The 15,979-nt window shown below is 66.6% G+C and carries 10 protein-coding genes; 7 read left to right on the plus strand and 3 right to left on the minus strand.

Annotated features, from left to right (window positions below; genetic code table 11):
* The first annotated feature begins 105 nt into the window (after positions 1-105).
* The 3 genes from IM784_RS17395 to IM784_RS04830 all read left to right on the plus strand — a co-directional run bounded on the left by IM784_RS17395 (position 106) and on the right by IM784_RS04830 (position 8,151).
* Complete coding sequence (locus IM784_RS17395; RefSeq protein ID WP_199554189.1) at positions 106-6,111, plus strand: autotransporter outer membrane beta-barrel domain-containing protein; 6,006 nt, start codon at positions 106-108, stop codon at positions 6,109-6,111.
* Between the two features lie 263 nt (positions 6,112-6,374).
* A complete protein-coding gene (locus tag IM784_RS04825; RefSeq protein ID WP_199554190.1) occupies positions 6,375-6,875 on the plus strand; it encodes a winged helix-turn-helix transcriptional regulator in 501 nt (166 codons plus the stop codon).
* A gap of 34 nt (positions 6,876-6,909) precedes the next feature.
* Positions 6,910-8,151 (plus strand): multidrug effflux MFS transporter, encoded by a 1,242-nt coding sequence (locus IM784_RS04830; protein WP_199554191.1) that lies wholly within the window; start codon positions 6,910-6,912, stop codon positions 8,149-8,151.
* Positions 8,152-8,162: 11 nt separating this feature from the next.
* Here the strand turns inward: IM784_RS04830 and IM784_RS04835 are convergent, their stop codons facing one another.
* The 3 genes from IM784_RS04835 to IM784_RS04845 form a co-directional block, all read right to left on the minus strand.
* The gene (locus tag IM784_RS04835; RefSeq protein ID WP_328799450.1) at positions 8,163-9,164 is read right to left on the minus strand and encodes a YihY/virulence factor BrkB family protein; all 1,002 of its coding nucleotides are present in this window, start codon (positions 9,162-9,164) and stop codon (positions 8,163-8,165) included.
* Positions 9,161-11,233 carry a catalase gene (locus IM784_RS04840; protein WP_199554192.1) on the minus strand — a complete coding sequence of 691 codons (2,073 nt, stop codon included), beginning with the start codon at positions 11,231-11,233 and terminating at the stop codon, positions 9,161-9,163. Before IM784_RS04840 ends, IM784_RS04835 begins: the two co-directional genes overlap by 4 nt.
* A gap of 135 nt (positions 11,234-11,368) precedes the next feature.
* Positions 11,369-12,004 carry a TetR/AcrR family transcriptional regulator gene (locus IM784_RS04845; RefSeq protein WP_199554193.1) on the minus strand — a complete coding sequence of 212 codons (636 nt, stop codon included), beginning with the start codon at positions 12,002-12,004 and terminating at the stop codon, positions 11,369-11,371.
* Between the two features lie 50 nt (positions 12,005-12,054).
* Between IM784_RS04845 and IM784_RS04850 the strand changes: the two genes are divergently transcribed.
* From IM784_RS04850 to IM784_RS04865, 4 genes are read left to right on the plus strand one after another with little or no spacing between them, the layout of a single operon-like run.
* Positions 12,055-13,107: a phosphotransferase family protein gene (locus IM784_RS04850; protein WP_235976576.1), complete on the plus strand. Its 1,053-nt coding sequence runs from the start codon at positions 12,055-12,057 to the stop codon at positions 13,105-13,107.
* An 11-nt stretch (positions 13,108-13,118) separates the two neighbouring features.
* The gene (locus tag IM784_RS04855) at positions 13,119-13,856 is read left to right on the plus strand and encodes an SDR family NAD(P)-dependent oxidoreductase (protein WP_199554194.1); all 738 of its coding nucleotides are present in this window, start codon (positions 13,119-13,121) and stop codon (positions 13,854-13,856) included.
* Positions 13,857-13,871: 15 nt separating this feature from the next.
* Complete coding sequence (locus IM784_RS04860) at positions 13,872-15,098, plus strand: acyl-CoA dehydrogenase family protein (RefSeq protein ID WP_199554195.1); 1,227 nt, start codon at positions 13,872-13,874, stop codon at positions 15,096-15,098.
* A 21-nt stretch (positions 15,099-15,119) separates the two neighbouring features.
* Positions 15,120-15,935 (plus strand): alcohol dehydrogenase catalytic domain-containing protein, encoded by an 816-nt coding sequence (locus tag IM784_RS04865; protein WP_199554196.1) that lies wholly within the window; start codon positions 15,120-15,122, stop codon positions 15,933-15,935.
* The last annotated feature ends 44 nt before the right edge of the window (positions 15,936-15,979 follow it).

The raw sequence follows: 15,979 nt of genomic DNA on the forward strand, positions 1-15,979 counted from the left end.
TCGCATCATCGGCGAGACGGAAGCGGCTTGTGGCGAAACCATGGTTTCGTCGCCTCCCCGCCTTTGCCCGGAACGAATGCATGTCTTTGAGAACAGGGGGTTATAATGGGCCATTCGCTGCACAAGGGGTCGCTTCTCGCGGCCGTGACCAGGCGCCACAGTCTGCTGAACTCGACCGTCTTGATGACGGGAAATTCCCTGCTTGCGCTTGCCGGCGTGGTGGCCGTTCTGACGCCTCAGATCGCACAGGCGCAAGATCCGACGCCGCTGGCCCAGATCGACAGCATCATCACGTTCGACGAGCCTCCGGCGAGCGGCACCGGCAATGGCGATTCTGCACCGGCGACCGTCGACCAGACATTTTCGCCGCCGACAACCCTGGGCGTGATCAACTGGTTTCTGGGTGGACAACAGGGCGGCAGCGCGACGGACAATGGCCAGAGCGGCGGAAATGGCGGCGATGGCTCGCAGTCGCTGACGCTGACCATCGATTCCGGGGTGACCGTCGACGGGCGCATCACAATTGCCAATCAAGGCGGGTTCGGCGGATCGGCCTTCTATGGATATGACAGCATGCCGACGGGCGGCAATGGCGGTCAGGCCGGCACGGTAACCATGGCGCTCAACGGCACCGTCACCATCTCCCGGCTGGGCTTCCCGGTCTATGGCGCCTCGATCGGCGGCGATGGCGGTGCGGCAACGGATGGCGGATCCGGCGAATATGCCGCCAATGGCGGCAGCGGCGGCGACAGCCAGCTCGTCTCGGTGGTGCAGGGCGGCACGATTACCAACCAGTGGGGCCCGGGCATGACCCTCAGCTCGAACGGTGGAAATGGCCAGAAGGGTGGAGACGACAGCTCCGGCATCGTGCAACTGCTTGGCGGCGACGGCGGGTCCGGGGGCAACGCCGGCCCGGTGAACTACACCCTGACCGCAGATGGCAGCATCTCCGCCAGCGGGGGCTGGGGCGTGCGCCTGGAGTCGATAGGGGGCAATGGCGGCGATGGTGGCATCGCCTACCGCGGCGGCACCGCTGTCGGCGGCAGCGGCGGGACCGGCAAGGATGGCGGCAATGCCGGGGCGATCACGGCGCGGATCGACGGGTGGGTAAACGTAACCGGAACGCAGGACTTCTATGGCCAGTTGAACGGTCTTTCCACCGGCATCGGTGTGCTGGCCCAATCCTATGGCGGAGCTGGCGGCAATGGCGGCAACTCGGAAGCGCCGATCGGCGGTGGCGGCGGTGGCGGTTACGCGAAGGACGGCGGCGCCATCAGCCTGACCGGCGGCGGCGTGGTAACCACGGCGGGCGCAAGTGAATCGGGGGGGATTCTCGCGCAATCGATCGGCGGCGGCGGCGGTGTCGGCGGCTCGGTGACGAACGGTCAGTTCGCCGTCGGCGGCGCCGGTGGAAACGGGGCAAACGGGGGGTCGGTACAGGCCGATATCGGCATCGAGATCAGCACGGTGGGCCTGCGTTCCTCGGCGTTCGCGGCGCAGTCCATCGGCGGGGGTGGCGGCACCGGCGGCTCGGTCGGTGGCACAGGGCTGATCGCGGACTATCTGATCGGCGGTTCCGGCGGCCTGGGCGGCAATGGCGGCACGATCGACATCGCCAGTTCCAGCAGCATCACCACCTCCGGCGCGCATTCCAGCGGCATTTTTCTTCAGTCCATCGGCGGCGGCGGCGGCAACGGTGGTTCGGCCATCGGCAAGACTGTCTCGGGCTTCGCCGGGTCGGCAGTTTCGCTCGGCGGCAGCGGCGGTAGCGGTGGCGACGGGAACAGGGTGGGGCTGCTCACCGATGCAAACGGAAACGCGGTCCCCACCAACAGGGGGACGATCACGACTTCAGGCAGCGATTCCTTCGGCATCATCGGCCAGAGCATCGGTGGCGGAGGCGGCGTTGGCGGCAACTCGGCAGCCGAGGCGAAAGTCTATTCGGTGTCGAGCGACCCACCGCTGCCGACGCTCTCCGTTGCATTGGCGCTGGGCGGCACGGGCGGAGCGGGGGGTTCGGGCGGCGACGTCGCGCTGGCCAACGCCGGCGTCATCGCCACTACCGGAGCGGGCGGGCTGGGCATCGTCGGCCAGAGCATCGGCGGCGGTGGTGGTTCGGGCGGCGATTCCGCCGCTGTGGCTACGGCCAAGGGTTCCGACGAGGACTCCTTCTCGTTCAGCGGAACGCTCAGCATCGGCGGGAACGGCGGCGGCTCAGGCGTCGGCGGCAGCGTTACGCTGGGCAATATCGGCATCATTGTGACAACAGGTCAGGCGGGCGATGCGATGATCGCCCAGTCGATTGGCGGCGGTGGCGGCAACGGCGGCAGCGCGGACGGCAAGGCCACGTCGAGCGGCGATGGCACCAGCATCGCCACGACCATGAGCCTGGGCGGCCAGGCTGCCAGCGGAGGCGGAAGCGGGATCGTCACCATCTCGAACAGCGGCGCGCTGATCACCCTTGGCGATGGGGGTGCGGGGATGGCTGCGCAGAGCATCGGCGGCGGCGGCGGGCGCGGCGGCGGCGGGGCGGGAACCTCCAACGGTGACTTTTCGGCTTCCATCAACGTCGGCGGCAATGGCGGCAGCGGCGGCTCGGCCTCGCAAGGTGTCGACAGCAACGGCAAGGCCATCAATTCCGTCGTCGTCCTGAACGAGGGAAGCATCGCGACGTTCGGGTCCGATTCCGTTGGCATCATCGCGCAGTCGATCGGCGGCGGCGGCGGCAACGGCGGCAAGGCGGCAACCAGCCTTGGCAGCAACAAGTCGACCGGAGACGGCGGCAACGGCGCGGCAGGGTCTACGACGCCAACGATCAGCGCGCTCACGAACGCGTTTGCCGCGGGTGGCCTTGAAGCGCTCAAGAAATACAACTCGCTGGCCGGCCTGAACTCGCTGGCGAACTGCCTGCTGGGCAATGCGAGCGCCTGCAATCCAGGCAGCGGGGTGGCGACCGGTGTGGGCGATCCTGCCGCGGATGCCGACGCACTGAATTCCACCGGTGCAACGGCGGGCGACTCCGGTGACGACAGTGAATCAGATTCGATTACCGCCAGCATCAACATCGGTCAGGGTGGAAATGCCGGCGGTGGTGGCGATGCCGGCGCAATCTCGGTCACCAACACCGGCTCCATCGGCACGATCGGGAAAATGTCGGACGGGATTCTGGCCCAGGCGATCGGCGGCGGTGGCGGCAAGGGCGGCGCGTCCATCTCGTCCACGACCAAGACGGATGTGCAGGGGGCGATCAGTGTCGGCGGCCAGGGCGGGGCAGGTGGAGACGGCGCGTTCGTCGAAATAGCCAACAGCGGCAGCGTGATTACCACGGGTGCACTCGCCGCCGGTATCGTTGCACAGAGCATCGCTGGCGGCGGCGGCATCGGCGGCGCCTCCGGCGCCAAGGTCAAGCCGGATGGCAGCAGCAAAAGCTCGGTGCTGAGCGTGCCGATCTCGATTGGCGGCAATGGCGGCGGCGCCGGCACTGCGGGCCAGGCGGTCGTCTCCATCAGCGGGGCGATCATCACCCAGAGCCATGATGCAATAGGCATCATTGCGCAGTCGATCGCGGGGGGTGGCGGCATCGTCAAGACATTGTCGACCGATGCCAGCGACAACAATGGCGGCGCAGCAAACGCCACCGGCGGCGACTATGGCATCAACCTGAAGTTCGGCGGCTCCGGCGGTGCGAACAGCAACGGCGGCAGTGGACTGGTACATGTGGCCACCACTGCCGGCGGCACGATCACGACGAAGGGCGACAATGCCTATGGCATCCTCGCCCAGCCGATTGCGGGCGGCGGCGGCCTTGTGCTGGGCGGCAAGCCCGCCGGGACGAGCGCCAGCGACTTCTTCGGCACCGGCACCACGAGCGGTAGCGTCATCGACGACGGAAAGAATGATTCCACCGACCCGAATGCCAACAGCGGCCTGTTCGTGAATGTGGGCGCCAACATCTCGACGGGCTTCGCGCAGAAGAACGGCACCGTCACCGGAAAAGGCGCCAGCGCGGTGATCGCACAATCGATCGGTGGCGGCGGCGGGCTGGCCGGCGACACCGGCTGGACCCAGCAGCACTTCGGCTTTGGCGGCGGCGGCACCAACCGCACCGGCAACGGCGGCGTGGTCGAGGTGACGATCAATTCGGGCGTCGACATCAAGGCAATCGGTGACAACACCACCGCCATCATCGCCCAATCCATTGGCGGCGGCGGAGGTTACATAGCCAACACCTCGGGCCTGTTCACCGGCACCGCCGGCGGCCGCGGTTATGGCAACGACGTGACGGTGACCAACGACGGCACGATCACGGTCACCGGCGCCTATGCCATCGGCATCTTTGCCCAGAGCGACGGTGACGGCAGCCAGCACGGCCAGATAGCAATCAACAACCACGGCACTGTGAACGGAAGCGCCAGCAACTGGGCCATCTATTTCGATCATGGCGGAACCCAGGATTCCAACAACAACGTGCTGAACAATTGGGGCACGATCAATTCAGGCTCCGCCGACGGCTATGCCGTCTATGGCAACGCCGGCTATGTCTACATCACCAACTCGGGGACGATCTGGGGCAAGATCGACCTGACGGATGGCGGCGGCAGCGGCTATCTCGACATCATCGCCTCCGGCTTCGTGCACTCCACTTTGATCAATGTCGGCAACAACTGCGCTGCCACGACGTGCGGGGTCAGCAATGCCGGAACGCTGGACATGCGCAGCGCAAGCGGCACGGCCCGGATCACCGGCGACTATGTCGGCAAGCCCGGAAGCAGCCTGGTGCTGGCCGCAGACTTTGCCGGCGGCAAGGGCACGCAGCTGACGATCGACGGCGACGCGGTGATAGAGGGCATGGTGGACGTGCGCGCTACGTCCATCCGCAACAGGGCGCTCACCCTGATCACGTCCACGGGCACGCTCAAGCTGGGCGCGTCCCTGCAGTCGAGCGGGACGCATCTGTTCGACTATGCGATCACAACGGACAGCAAGGTTTTGCAGGTAACCCCGCGCGCGCACTTCGCGGAACGGGCAACAACGCTTGGTGCCAACGAAAAGGCGGTGGCGGCAAACCTGCAATCGCTGTTCGATGGCGGTGCATCTGCCGATGCGGCCTTCACCCGCCTGCTGGGGGTGGCCGATGATGCGGGCTATGCGGCCGGCCTCGGCTCTCTGGCGGGGCAGGGCCTGGGCGCGTTCGGTGCCTTCCGCTTCAACAGCAGCCGCACCTTTGCTGCCAACCTCTATGGCGGTTGCCCGGAGCTGCAGCTGGAAAGCCGCACGGCGGAGCGCTGCGGCTGGGCCCGCCTGCTGGTGAACGACACCACGCAAAAGGCCGGCACAGACAAGCTTGGCTACACCGCAGACGCCTGGGCCTCGCAGAAGGGCGTGCAACTGCCGCTCAACGACGATCTCGCGATCATCGGCTCCATTGCCTACGAAAGCACGAAGTTCCGCGACGGCAATGGCAGTGCCCGCATCAGCGGGGACTCCCTGGTGGGTGGCCTTGGCCTCCTCTACACGCCGGCGCAGTGGGAACTCTCCGCCGGGATCGACGCGGCCTATGGCTGGTACAAGTCCAGCTGGCAGATCATGCTGGGGCTGAGCGAACAGGCAGCCGCGAAGCCGGAACAGTCGCAAGTGGGCGGGCATGTGCGGGCGGCAATCAACCTGCTCGACAATGGCGCAAGCTTCGTCCGCCCGTTCGTGGAAGGCCATGCCATCCATGTTTCCAACAAGGCCTTTACCGAAACCGGCAACTCCCCATTCCGCCTCGCGGTAGAGGCGCAGTCAGATACCGCGCTGATCGGGGTGGCGGGGGTGGAGCTTGGCACGAAACTGCCGCTTTCCACCAAGGTAACCCTGCGCCCGTTTGCAAGTGCTGCCATCGAATATGGCTCTCCGCGCGACTGGACGACGACGGCCCGGTTCGCAGACCAGCCCAACGGCGACAGCTTCGACCTGACGACAGCCGGCCCCGGCACGCTCGGGCGCTTCTCCATCGGCGCAGACCTGCTGGGTGCCAAGAATGTGGCCTTCTCTGTCCAATACGCCCCCGAACTGGGAAGCGGGTTCACCTCACACTCCGGAACCGCGCGGCTGACCATCGCGTTCTAACCTGAAAATGCCTTGCTGGCCGCCGCCGGAACAACAAGCCGCCGTGCCAGCAAGGCATCCTCTTCGATCAGCAGGACGGGAAAGACTATGAGAGCGCGTTCAGCGACAGGGGCGCGGCAGCGCCAACACAGGCGAGAGCGATCCGGTTCCGACCCGTCCAGTCAGACCGCCTTGCGCTCCGCAGCAGGAACGGAGATAACTTCAATCATTGAAGTGAATGGTATTCGACGATACGGGGGCAGGGTCGTACCGGGAGACCAGGGGTGAAAGCGAAATCCTTTTCAGGGATGCGGTGCTCCATTGCCGGAGCGCTGGAGTTGATCGGCGACCGCTGGGCGCTGCTGGTGATCCGGGACCTCTGGCTGGGGCTCAGCCGCTATGACGACCTGCGCGCGAGCACCGGCATCCCGGCGGCTACGCTTGCCTCACGGCTCAGGCATCTGGGGGCGTCCGGCATCGTCGAACGGGTTCGCTATCAGGAGCGGCCGCCGCGTGACGCATACCGGCTGACGCGGATGGGCAGGGATCTGTGGAAGGTCAGCGTGGCGCTGCGCGAGTGGGGCGATCGCTGGGATGCCAGCGGTTTCGGCACCCCGACGGTCGAGACTGTCGACCGCGAAACCGGCCGGCCGCTGGTGCTTGCACTTGTCGACGCCGAAACAGGCCAGGCGGTGCCGGCCGACCGGGTCATGCTGAAGCCCGGCCCAGGCGCCGACGACAGCATTCGCAGACTTCTCATGCCTTCCGAAGGAGCCAGTCGATGACCCAGGATGTTGAGTTTTCCGGCGCGCGCTGAAGATGCCTGAGTCGCCAGCCGCCTCCGGGCTCCGGAATGCCGGCGCCGCACGTCTGACCGGTGGGCGATTGGCGTTGCTGGCAAGCCTTGCGGCGCTGGGCGCGCTTGCAACGAATATCCTGCTGCCGGCGTTTCCGCAGATTGCGCAGGATCTGGGCGTGAACGTGCAGGAACTGGCGCTTTCGCTGACCGTCTTCTTTGCCGTTTTCGCCATCGGCCAGCTGTTTGTCGGGCCACTGTCAGACGCGATCGGCCGCAAGCCGTTCGTGCTTGGCGGGCTGGCGGTGTTCGGGTTGGGAAGCCTCGTCTGCGCATTTGCCGAATCCCTGCCGGTGCTGATCGCCGGGCGGGCGCTGCAGGCGGCCGGGGCCTGTGCCGCGTCGGTGCTGGCGCGCGCCATCGCCCGCGACCTCTACCACGGCGCCGAGCTTACCCGCGCGCTTGCGCTGGTGATGATCGCGATGGCGGCAGCGCCCGGTTTCTCGCCCGCCCTTGGAACCCTGATGACCGCCACGCTGGGCTGGCGAAGCGTCTTTGTGCTGGTGGCCGTCGTGGCTGGGATCGTGGCGCTCTGCTACCGGGGGGGCGTAGGCGAGACGCTGGCGCCGGCGTCCCGGCGATCCGCACATCCGGGGTCGACCATCCGCACCTACTTTGGCCTGGCGAGAGATGCCCGGTTCATCGCGCCGGCGTTGGCCGTCAGCTTTGTGATCGGATGCCTCTATAGCTTCTTCGGGGCGGCCCCTGCCATCTTCCTCAACAGCATGCAGATCAGCGCGACGGGCCTCAGCCTGTTCTTTGCGATGACGGTGTTCGTGGTGTTCGGCAGCGGGCTGCTGGCATCTCCGCTTGCCCGGCGCTTTTCCGCTGCCCGCACGGGAATGGCGGGTGTTCTGCTGACGCTTGCAAGCGGGCTGTGGTTGCTTGCGCAGGGCGGGGCGCCTTCGCCTGTCCCCTTCATGGCCGCGATCACCCTGTTTCTGGCCGGCATGGGACTGGTCAATCCGATTGGAACGGCGATCGCACTGGAGCCCTTCGGGGACCGCGCCGGGGCCGCCTCGGCCTTGCTGGGCTTCCTGCAGATGGGCTGCGCGGCATTGGGAACCGTGCTGGTGGCCTCGATCCGGTTGGCGCCGGCAACCAGCTTCGCCTGGATCGTCGCCTGTGCTGCAACCCTCGCCAGCCTGATGTTCGCCATCGCCATTCGATCCGAGCTGAGCGCGAAGAGGCTGGCCCGACCATAGTCTCGTCGTGATCAGCCGGCAGGTGCGGCGAGGTCTGCCATGCGCGCGCCGCGCTGCCCCATCGGCAGTTCCGGCCCGGTCGTGGTATCGCGCTCGGTCTGGCGCTCCAGTTCGGCGTTGAGTTCGCCGCCCAGCAGCAGGCCATAGGCCGACAGCCACAGCCAGAGCATCAGCACCACGACCGCACCCAGCGAGCCATAGGTGGTGTTGTAGCTGCCGAGGTTTGCCGCATACCAGCCAAAGCCGCCTGAGGTCGCAACCATTGCGAAGGTGGCGAGAACGGCGCCCGGCGCCACCCATTGCCAGCGCGCGACATGGCGCGAGGGCGCAACCCGATAGAGAGCGGCGATGGCGGCGCTGGAAATCGAAGCGGCCAGCAGCCAGCCGAACAGCTTGGCGCCGGTGACGGCGACGGCGGCGAAGCCCCCGGCCCAGGCCTCCAGCGCGGCGCTGAGCGTGGCGGCCGACAGCATCAGGATCGCAACGCCAACGGCGGCGACGGTCATTTGAGCCTGCAGCACCACCAGCTGCACCAGCCCGCGCTTTTCCCGTTCCTCATAGACGATGTTGAGCGCGGTGATCATCGCTTCCGCACCTTTCATCGCGCCATAGAGCGACAGGCCCAGTGCCAGCAGCAGGCCCAGCCCCTTCTTGCCGGCAGAGGTGCGAACGATGTTTTCCAGCTGGTCGGCAATCAGCCGGGCCGCATCGGCGGGCACCAGCCTGGTGAGCTCGCGGATGTGGCGAGCGGCATCCACCGGATCGACGAGAATGCCATAGGTCAGCACCAGCGCCCCCAGCAGCGGCACCAGCGCCAGAAAGCCATAGAAGGCGACACCTGCCGCGATCAGCGCGAGATTGTCGGTCATCGCCTCGTGGCGGCAGCGTTTCAGGGCCTGCCACCAGCCGCGTGGCGGGATTTCCCATGGCGCATCGGCGTCCGTGCCCACGGGCGGCGCCGGCGCCATCAAGGCCCGGAATTTCGCCGCCGCCCGTTCGCCGACCAGCTTCACGCCAGCGTCCGTACCTTCGGCTCGCGGGCGTAGAAGCGCTGGGCGGCGGCCTCTACGAAGGCTGCATCCAGCCCGGTGACTCCCTCGTCCGGCTCTACGCCGGCCTTGTCCAGCAGCGGCTTTGCCTCGGCACTTGCGCCGATCGCCTTCAGATGGCCGAAGGCGTCCATCCCGAACTGCACGGCCGCGCCTTCCTTCAGCAGGGCCTGGCAGCCCTCTGCCGACAGCAGCAGCGCCACCGCATCGAACAACTGGCTCGGAGAACCGGCAAGCTGGCCGTCGGCCTTGCGGAGCTTTCCGTCGGAAAGGGTCGCGCCACCGACCTTCGGCGCCACGATGAAGGCCTTGCCACCGGCCTTCCCGATCCGTTTCAGCAGCGCATCCAGCGCGTCGGCATCGCTGCCGTCGGCGATGAGCACGCCCACCTTTCGCCCTTCCAGCGTCGGCTTCATCTTGCGGTGGATCGAAAGCGCATCGGAGGGCGACATGTCGATCGGCTCCTTCGCGGCCGCTGCCTTGGCCGGCAGATCGATGCCGAGCCCGGCCGCCACCCGCTTTGCCAGCTCCTCCGCCACATTGCGCAGATTGGCGAGCATCCGCGGCGGCACCTGCTGCAGCCCCACCTTCGACAGCTCGAATACGAAGGAGGAGGCGATGTGCGCCTGCTCGCTTTCGGTCTGCGAGCGCCAGAACAGCCGGGCCTGGCTATAGTGATCGGCGAAGGTTTCCGATCGCACGCGCAGCTTGTCGCCGGCCTCTTTGGCGCCGCTCGGCGCCGTGGCGCTGGCAAAGCCCAGCGCGGGAGATTCGCGCGGGCCGCCCTCTTCCCCGTGCGCGGCAAGGCTGTTCGGCTCGTAGTTGGCGCGGCCCCTGGGCACCTGCATCTGCATCTGCCCGTCGCGCTGGAAATTCTGGAACGGGCATTTCGGCGCATTCACCGGGAGCTGGTGGAAGTTCGCAGTTCCCAGTCGCGACTTCTGCGTGTCGAGGTAGGAGAACAGCCGCCCCTGCAGCAGCGGATCGTTGGAGAAATCGATGCCGGGAACGATGTTCGCCGGACAGAAGGCGACCTGTTCGGTCTCGGCGAAGAAATTGTCGACATTGCGGTCCAGCAGCAACCGGCCGACGATGCGCAGCGGCACATCTTCCTCGGGGATGATCTTCGTTGCATCCAGCACGTCATAGGGCTGCGCTTCTGCAAACGCCTTGTCGAAGACCTGGATTCCCAGCTCCCATTCGGGAAAATCCCCGGCGTCGATCGCCTCGAACAGGTCGCGGCGGTGAAAGTCGTTGTCGGCGGCCTGCAGCTTCAACGCCTCATCCCAGATGGTCGACTGGAGCCCCAGCTTTGGCCTCCAGTGGAACTTCACGAAGCTGGTCTCGCCTGCCGCATTCACCAGCACGAAGGTGTGGACGCCGAACCCCTCCATCATGCGAAGGCTGCGCGGCAGTGTCCGGTCGGACATCGCCCACATCAGCATGTGCGTGGTTTCCGGCATCAGCGACGCCCAGTCCCAGAAGGTGTCGTGGGCGCTGCCCGCCTGTGGATAGCCGCGGTCGGCCTCCATCTTCACTGCATGGACGAGATCGGGGAACTTCATCGCGTCCTGGATGAAGAAGACCGGGATGTTGTTGCCGACCAGATCCCAATTCCCCTCGCGGGTATAGAATTTGACGGCGAAGCCCCGGACGTCGCGCGGCGTGTCGACCGATCCCGCACCGCCGGCGACGGTCGAGAAGCGCACGAACACCGGCGTCTTTTCGCCTTTGGTGAAAAGCGCCGCCCTGGTCAGGTCGGACAGGTCGTCGGTGGCCTCGAAATACCCATGCGCTCCGGTGCCGCGCGCATGGACGATGCGTTCGGGGATGCGCTCATGGTCGAAGTGGAAGATCTTCTCCCGCAGGACGAAATCCTCCAGCAACGTCGGCCCGCGATCTCCCGACCGCAGGCTGTTCTGGTTGTCGGATATGGCGATGCCCTGATTGGTGGTCAGCGGCGCTTCGCCTGCGGCCGCTGTCTGATGGGTTTCGCCTCCTGCGGGCGTGTTCCGGTTTTGCTGCTTCGCCATGGTTGTTCGCCTCGCTGTTCGGGGTGAGCGCCTGCGCGCTCCATACCGATACCAACTGGCGAACCGGCGAATTGTGTCCGGAGCCTGGCCCAGAACCTTTGCACGACGCTTTGCCCTGGGGCAGCGCCGCCGGATTCAGCCTTCGATGATCGCGGTCAGCGCCCGGGCGACGCGTTGCAGCGTGTGGGCATCGGACCACATGGGGTGGTGGCGCGTGCGGTCGGCGAGCTCGGTCTCGCGGCCGGCGAGTATGCCGCCGATCGCGCCGCCCATGAAAACCAGCCTCTGGTTCAGCAGGTCTGCGGGCATGTCGGGTTTCAGCCGCCGGACCTCGTCCAGGCAGCGTTGATAGCCCCGGTTCCAGCGCCCGGCGAGCGCGTCCATGAACAGCCGCCGATTGGACAATTGCAGCCCGACAACGAAGCGGTTGTAGCATTCCCCCCAGGCCGGCGGATCGGGATCGATCGAGGTTTCGACCAGTATCTCCATCACCTCGGCAACGCTGCGCAGCCCCCCGGCCGCGATCGCCCGATCGAGCGCGGCGTTGCGGCGATCGTCGATGGCGCGGGCCCCGTCGACGATCAGCTCGCGCACCAGCCTGTCCTTCGAGCCGAAATAATAGGTGAGGGCGGCGTGGTTCTTCTGCCCGGCCGCCTCGGCGATCTGGCGAACGCTGACGCCGTCGACCCCGCGCTCGGCGAACAGCTTCAGCGCCACCGCCTTCAGCTGCGCCGGCGCTTCGGAAGGCGCTGTCGAAGGATCGCGGGCCACCTCCTGCTTTTGCCATTTGACGGTGCAAGGCGTCAAACATATTTATCCAAATGGATAAGACAGCAGGCGGGAGGAACATGGAGGGCGTAGATCTCTCGGCACTGGAACGCTGGATGGACGGCGAAGGTGTCGGCAACGGCCGGATTGCCGACGCCCGGCTGTTGTCTGGCGGCACCCAGAATATCCTGATGCGCTTCTCTCGTGGCGATGCCGGCTATGTGCTCCGCCGCCCGCCGCCGGTGCCGCGCGCCAATTCCAACGAGACGATGCGTCGCGAAGCGCGCGTGCTCGCCGCGCTGGAGGACACCGCCGTCCCGCATCCGCGCCTCGTCGCGGCGTGCAGCGCAGAGGATGTGCTGGGCGTCGCCTTCTACCTGATGCAGCCGGTCGACGGCTTCAACCCGACACAGGGGTTGCCCGCACCGCACGCCGGCGATGCCGCGATGCGCCACCGCATCGGCCTGTCGATGGTCGAGGCAATCGCCGCGCTGGGCGCCATCGACTATCGCGCCGTCGGGCTCGACGGTTTCGGCAAGCCCGACAATTATCTCGAGCGGCAGGTCGGCCGCTGGAAGTCGCAGCTGGCGAGCTATGCCGACTTCGCCGAATGGCCCGGCCCCGCCGCGATCCCCGGCGTCGAACGCGTGGCCGACTGGCTCGAGGCGCATCGCCCCTCCAAGTTCCGGCCCGGCATCATCCACGGCGATTTCCACCTCGGCAATGTCATGGTGCGCCCCGACAGCGGCGATCTGGCCGCGGTGGTCGACTGGGAACTGAGCACCATCGGCGATCCGCTGCTCGATCTGGGCTGGCTGCTGGCGACCTGGCCCGAGAGTGACACGCCGCTCGCCACCGACGTCGCGGTTACACCTTGGGACGGTTTTGCCACCCCCGATGAACTCGTCGCCCACTATGCCGAAGTCAGCGGCCAGGATCTGTCGGCGCTCGACTGGTATGTGGTGCTTGCCTGCTACAAGCTGGGCATCATTCTGGAGGGGACGCACGCGCGCGCCTGCGCCGGCAAGGCCCCCACAGAAACCGGCGACCGCCTGCACGCCCACACCCTGGATCTGTTCGACCGCGCGCTCCGCCGCATCAGCTGAAGGAATTTGCCTTGAAAGACGATACCGATTTCTCCGGCCGGCGGGTGCTGGTCGTCGGCGGCTCCAGCGGCATCGGCAACGGCATCGCCCACGGCTTTCGCCTGCGCGGCGCTGAGGTGCATGTGTGGGGCACGCGTCCATCGGCCGCCGACTATGATCCGGCCGAAGGATCGGACCTGAGCGGGCTGGGCTACAGCGCCGTCGATGTCGGCGATCCCGACGCCATCGAGGCAGCAGCGCTGCCGTTTGACACGCTCGATGTGCTGATCCTGTGCCAGGGAACGGTCGTCTATCGCCGCGGCGAGTTCGAACGCGAAGGCTGGGACCGGGTGATGGCGGTCAACCTCGACAGCCTGATGCATATCGCGCGCAAGTTCCGCGCGCAGTTGTCCGCCACGCGCGGCTCCATCGTCATCGTCAGCTCGATCTCGGGGCTGAAGGCCAATATCGGCAACCCCGCCTATGCCGCCTCCAAGGCCGGCGCCATCAGCCTGACGAAGACGCTGGGGCAGGCGTTTGCCGCCGACGGCATCCGCGTCAACGGCCTCGCCCCCGGCCTCGTCGATACCAAGCTGACCAAGGTGACCACCCAGCATCCCGGGCGGCTGGAAGGGGCGCTCGCCCAGATCCCGCAGCGGCGGATGGGCACGCCCGAGGACATGGCAGGCACCGCCATCTTCCTCGCCTCACCGCTCGCTTCCTATGTCACCGGCCACACGGTCATCGTCGATGGCGGGCTCTCTCTCTGAAAGGAAAACCGACAGATGAATTTCGAACATAGCGACAAGGTCGCCGCGCTGCTCGCCCAGGTCGAGGCCTTCATGGACGCGCATATCTATCCGAACGAGCAGGCCTATTATGATTTCGTCCACGACCAGGCCAATCGCTGGCAGGAATGGCCGGGAATGGAGGCGCTGAAGGAAAAGGCGCGCGCCGAGGGGCTGTGGAACCTGTTCCTGCCGCACGAATATGGCGAACTCTCCCCCGGCCTTTCCAACCTCGAATATGCGCCGCTCGCCGAGCTGTTCGGGCGGGTGCCCTGGTCGAGCCAGGTGTTCAACTGCTCGGCCCCGGACACGGGCAACATGGAGGTGCTGGCGAAATTCGGCTCGCCCGCACAGCAGGAGAAATGGCTGAAGCCGCTGCTGAACGGCAGCATCCGCTCGGCATATGTCATGACCGAGCCGCAGGTCGCCTCGTCGGACGCGACCAACCTCGAGCTGTCGATCCAGCCGGACGGCGACGATTATGTGATCAACGGCCGCAAATGGTGGATCTCGAACGCGATGCACCCGCGCTGCGAGATCTTCATCGTTATGGGCAAGACCGATTTCGACGCGCCGCGTCATGCGCAGCATTCGCAGATCCTCGTCCCCCGCGACACGCCCGGCGTCACGGTGGTGCGCCACCAGACGGTGTTCGGCTCCTACAATTCGCCCGGCGGCGAGTCCGAGCTGCGCTTCGACAATGTCCGCGTGCCGAAGGAGAATCTGATCCTGGGCGAGGGTCGTGGCTTCGAGATCGCGCAGGGGCGGCTGGGGCCGGGCCGAATCCACCACTGCATGCGCTCCATCGGGCAGGCGCAGCGCGCGCTCGAGTATATGGCGCTCCGTGTCGACAGCCGGGTGGCCTTTGGCCGGAAGCTGGCCGACCAGAGCAGCATCCGGCAGGATGTCGCGAAAAGCTTCTGCGAAATCGAAATGGCGCGGCTGCTGACGCTGAAGGCGGCCGACGCGATGGACCGTTATGGCAACAAGCAGGCGAAGGACCTGATCGCCGCGATCAAGGTCGTCGCCCCGACGATGGCGCAGACCGTCTCGGATCGCGCGATCCAGGCGCATGGCGGCATGGGTGTCAGCGAGGATACGCCGATCGCCTATTTCTTCACGCTCAACCGCTATGTCCGCCTCACCGACGGGCCGGAGGAAGTGCACATGTCGCAGCTCGGCAAGCAGAAGATCGCCGAATATGTCGCCGCGAACCGGCGCTGAACGGAAAGGGGAGGCCGACGCATGAAAGCCCTTCGCTATTATGGCGCGCACGACATCCGCTATGAAAGCATGGACGACCCGACGCCGCAGTCGGATCGGGACGCCGTCGTCAAGGTGGATGCCTGCGCCATATGCGGCAGCGACCTGCACATCTATCACGGGCACGGCTTTTCCGAGGATGTCGGCTTCTGCGTCGGCCATGAAGCGGTGGGCGAAGTCGTCGAGATAGGTCGCGGCGTGTCGCGCCTGAAGGCCGGCGACAAGGTGATGATTCCGGCCGCCGTCGGCTGCGGCGCGTGCCGCCCCTGTCTGGCGGGCGTCGTCAACCTCTGCGAGAACGGCATGGGCTCGTGCTACGGCCTGTCCGCGAAGCTGCAGGGCTCGCAGGCGGAGGCGGTGCGGGTGCCCGCCGCCGACGTCAACGCCGTGCGCATTCCCGAAGGCGTGACGGCCGAACAGGCGCTGCTGATGACCGACGCGCTGGCGACCGCCTGGTTCGGTGCGCGCAGTGCCGATATCGTGCCGGGCAGCAGCGTCGCGGTGATCGGGCTTGGCCCGATCGGGCTGATGGCGGTCGAGAGCGCCTTCGTGATGGGCGCGCATATTGTCTATGCGATCGATCCGATTGCCGAGCGGCGCGCGCTGGCCGAGCAGGCGGGCGCCATCGCCCTGCATCCGGGCGAAGCCGTCGAGACGATCCGCGAAGCCACCAAGGGGCGAAAACTGGACTGCGCGATAGAGGTGGTGGGGCGCGACGAGGCCGTGGACCTTGCGCTCCGCCTCGTCCGCGCGCGTGGCACCGTGTCGGTGATCGGCGTGCAGCAGTCGCGGCGCTAAGCCTTTCCGCTGGAGCGGTTTTTCGCCGCCGGCCTCACCTTCCG

Source organism: Sandaracinobacteroides hominis, assembly GCF_016464365.1.
Classification (GTDB): domain Bacteria; phylum Pseudomonadota; class Alphaproteobacteria; order Sphingomonadales; family Sphingomonadaceae; genus Sandaracinobacteroides; species Sandaracinobacteroides hominis.